Raw genomic sequence first — 3,165 nt, 5'->3', positions numbered from 1 at the left:
ACACCATGGAGAACGTCAACTGGGACTCGGTCGCCGAACTGTCGGCGGCGGGCGCGCACGGCGTGGAGGCCCTCGCCGAGAGCACGCTGCCGGTGAACGGTGTGGTGCCCTTCAGCACACCGGCCCCGGTGGACCTGCCGCGACTGGGCGACGCCTGGGTGCGTTGATCGGCGTGGCCGCCCCCGGCGCTCCGTCCGCGAAGTGAAAGGGCGGGTGGCGTGAACCCCCCGGTTCCACGCCACCCGCCCTCAGTGGTGTCTCCCCCCGCGCAATCCGCCCGGACAGTCCCCCTCTGTTCCGTCCGGGGGCATCGTGCGCGAACACCACCGGAAACTACTGTCCGTAGCTCCCTTGTTCCTCAAGGTATCAGCGAAGCGCGCCATCATCACCCCCCGATATCGAACAGTTATCCTCCGTGACGTCCTCGTGCTCACGGCACCGCCGAAGGCTCGATGACGGGCGCTCCCCTAGGCTGAGACCCATGACCAAACGGGACACGGACAAGCCGGTCGTACTGTCGAAGATCTACACCCGGACCGGAGACGCCGGAACCACGGCGCTCGGCGACATGAGCAGGACCTCCAAGAACGACACCCGACTCATCGGGTACGCCGACGCCGAGGAGGCCAACGCCGCCATCGGGGTCGCACTGGCCATGGGCGAACTCCCCGAGGACGTACGCACGCTGCTGGTCCGGGTACAGAACGAGCTCTTCGACCTGGGGGCGGACCTGTCCACGCCCATCGTCGCCGATCCCGAGTACCCACCGCTGCGCGTCCTCCCGGAGTACGTGGAGCGCCTGGAGGAGGCCTGCGACACCTACAACGCGGACCTGCCCACGCTGCGCAGCTTCATCCTGCCCGGCGGCTCCCCCACCGTGGCGTTGGTGCACACCGCGCGCATCGTGGTGCGACGGGCGGAACGTTCGGTGTGGGCCGCGATCGAGGAGCACGGCGACAGCGTCAACCCGCTCACCGCCCAGTACCTCAACCGGCTCTCGGACCTGCTGTTCATCCTCGGCCGATACGTGGCCGAGGAAGGCGACGAGGTTCTCTGGAAGCCCGGCGGAGAGCGCTAGGAGGAAGCGTCCAACTCGCGCTCGACGGCGGCGACCTTACTGTGCAGGCCGTCGGTGACACCGTCCCGGATATCGACCTTGAGCGTCACGCTCACCCGGGACGCGCCCTCACCGGCGGCCGCCACGGCGCGTTTGACCACGTCCATGACCTCGTCCCACTCCCCCTCCACGGTGGTGAACATAGCGGAGGTCTCGTTGGGCAGTCCGCTCTCGCGAACGACCTTGACCGCGCGCGCCACCGCGGGCGCCACGGACTCACCGGTACCGAGCGGGGAAACGGAGAAAGCGACGATGGTGCTCATGTGGCCATGGAAACACAGAGGCCCCGCCGGTGTGAACCAGGCGGGGCCGCGCGAGGGTGAAAGGTTCAGGCCTCCCAGTGGGTGCCCGGGGGCATCGACTCGATCCACGACAGGAAACCGGTGAGCTGGCGCTCCCCCATGGCCACCTCGTAGACCGCGTCCTCGGGGTCGGAGCCGTCCGGACCGATCCAGCCGATCTCCAGGACGGTCACGTCGGCCGGCAGCGGCGCGTCCACCCTCACCGTGCCGGAACCCTCCTCCCCCGCCGTCCGGGAACGTCGCCCCACAACGACGAGACCGCGGCGCGACAGTCGAACTGTCGGCCGCGGTCGGAGCGAGAGGACGGGGTACCAGCCGAAGCCGTCCGTGCCGTACCGGCCGAAACCGACACGCCAGGCGCCCCGGCGCCCCTTGCCCCCGCATACACGCAGATAGCACTCGATGGCGCCACCACTGCGCACCAGGACGAAACGTCGCAGGGCGCCGGCGAGGAACACCACCACGAGGAGGGCGACGAGGACGAGGAGCACCCACCACAGGGACTCCGACCACGGTGTTCCGGGCAGCTGCTCCACCACTCGTCCCGCCTCTTTCGCTTCGTTAGGCGACTTCCTCGCCGGCGGCACGCAGACGGCTGCGGGCACGCCCGGCGGCGGCGCTGTCGCCGTCCTCGGCCGCGCTCGTCAGGGCCTGACGCGCACGGTCCACATCGATGTCCTCGGCGAGCTCGGCGGTCTCGGCGAGGATGGAGACCCGACCCTCACCCGACACCGAGACGTACCCGCCGTGGGCGGCGGCCTTGACCTCACCGGTCTCTCGGGCCCCCAGCACACGAACGACCGCGTCCTCAGCGAGCAGCGACAGCACCGGCACGTGGCCGGGCATGACGCCGATCTCGCCCTCGACGGTCTTCGCGATGACCATGTCGCCCTCGCCTGCCCAAACCTCACGTTCGGGAGAGACGATCTCGACGAAAAGCTTCTTCGACACTGCCACAAACTCCTCGGCTAGCGGGTGGGTTCGGCGGGGCCGAGTACGAATCGATACCCGGCCCCGCCTGGCTGGCCCCGCCCGTCGCCCCCGGGCTCACGGCCGGGGGCACTGACGCGCAGTCCTAGCCTTCCTGAAGCTTCTTGGCCTTCTCCACGACCATGTCGATGTTGCCGACGTCGAGGAAGGCCTGCTCGGGAAGGTGGTCGTACTCGCCGTCGCACAGACCCTTGAAGGAGGCGATGGTCTCCTCGAGAGGAACGAACACGCCCGGGGTACCGGTGAACTTCTCCGCCACGAACATGTTCTGGGAGAGGAAGCGCTCCAGGCGACGAGCCCGGTTGACGATGATCTTGTCCTCTTCGGACAGCTCGTCCATACCCAAGATGGCGATCTGGTCCTGCAGGTCGTTGTTGCGCTGCAGGATCTCCTTGACTCGCTGGGCCACCGCGTAGTGCTCTTCGCCCACGTACTGCGGGTCGAGGATACGGGAGGTGGAGGCCAGCGGGTCGACCGCCGGGTAGATGCCCTTCTGCGAGATCGGGCGGGAGAGCTCGGTCGTCGCGTCCAGGTGGGCGAAGGTGGTCGCCGGAGCGGGGTCGGTGTAGTCGTCCGCGGGGACGTAGATCGCCTGCATCGAGGTGATCGAGTGACCACGCGTCGAGGTGATCCGCTCCTGGAGCTGACCCATCTCGTCGGCCAGGTTGGGCTGGTAACCCACGGCCGAGGGCATACGGCCCAGCAGCGTGGAGACCTCCATACCCGCCTGGGTGAAACGGAAGATGTTGTCGATGA

General features: G+C 68.3%; 4 protein-coding genes and 2 pseudogenes. 2 read left to right on the top strand and 4 right to left on the bottom strand.

What is annotated here, in order from left to right:
- Positions 1-167, top strand: a pseudogene (locus K8V84_RS20305) (aminopeptidase); the annotation flags it as partial.
- A gap of 314 nt (positions 168-481) precedes the next feature.
- The gene (locus K8V84_RS20300; protein WP_304077369.1) at positions 482-1,078 is read left to right on the top strand and encodes a cob(I)yrinic acid a,c-diamide adenosyltransferase; all 597 of its coding nucleotides are present in this window, start codon (positions 482-484) and stop codon (positions 1,076-1,078) included.
- On the opposite strand, the gene K8V84_RS20295 is transcribed toward K8V84_RS20300, so the two are convergent.
- The 4 genes and pseudogenes from K8V84_RS20295 to K8V84_RS20280 form a co-directional block, all read right to left on the bottom strand.
- Positions 1,075-1,380, bottom strand: coding sequence for an MTH1187 family thiamine-binding protein (locus tag K8V84_RS20295; RefSeq protein ID WP_304077367.1), 306 nt, complete (start codon positions 1,378-1,380; stop codon positions 1,075-1,077). The genes K8V84_RS20300 and K8V84_RS20295 overlap by 4 nt on opposite strands.
- A 65-nt stretch (positions 1,381-1,445) precedes the next feature.
- Positions 1,446-1,958: a DUF2550 domain-containing protein gene (locus tag K8V84_RS20290; RefSeq protein WP_304077365.1), complete on the bottom strand. Its 513-nt coding sequence runs from the start codon at positions 1,956-1,958 to the stop codon at positions 1,446-1,448.
- Positions 1,959-1,980: 22 nt separating this feature from the next.
- Complete coding sequence (locus K8V84_RS20285) at positions 1,981-2,370, bottom strand: F0F1 ATP synthase subunit epsilon (protein ID WP_304077363.1); 390 nt, start codon at positions 2,368-2,370, stop codon at positions 1,981-1,983.
- A 124-nt stretch (positions 2,371-2,494) separates the two neighbouring features.
- A pseudogene (locus tag K8V84_RS20280) lies at positions 2,495-3,165 on the bottom strand (F0F1 ATP synthase subunit beta); the annotation flags it as partial.

It is taken from the genome of Nocardiopsis listeri, from assembly GCF_020741345.1.
GTDB classification, from domain to species: domain Bacteria; phylum Actinomycetota; class Actinomycetes; order Streptosporangiales; family Streptosporangiaceae; genus Nocardiopsis; species Nocardiopsis listeri_A.
This window is presented reverse-complemented; position numbering and strand designations above follow the sequence as displayed.

What these genes read in the sequence shown, in the direction of transcription:
- K8V84_RS20300 (WP_304077369.1), top strand. Translation starts at nt 482, where the DNA reads ATGACCAAACGGGACACGGACAAGCCGGTCGTACTGTCGAAGATCTAC.
- K8V84_RS20295 (WP_304077367.1), bottom strand. Translation starts at nt 1,380, where the DNA reads ATGAGCACCATCGTCGCTTTCTCCGTTTCCCCGCTCGGTACCGGTGAG.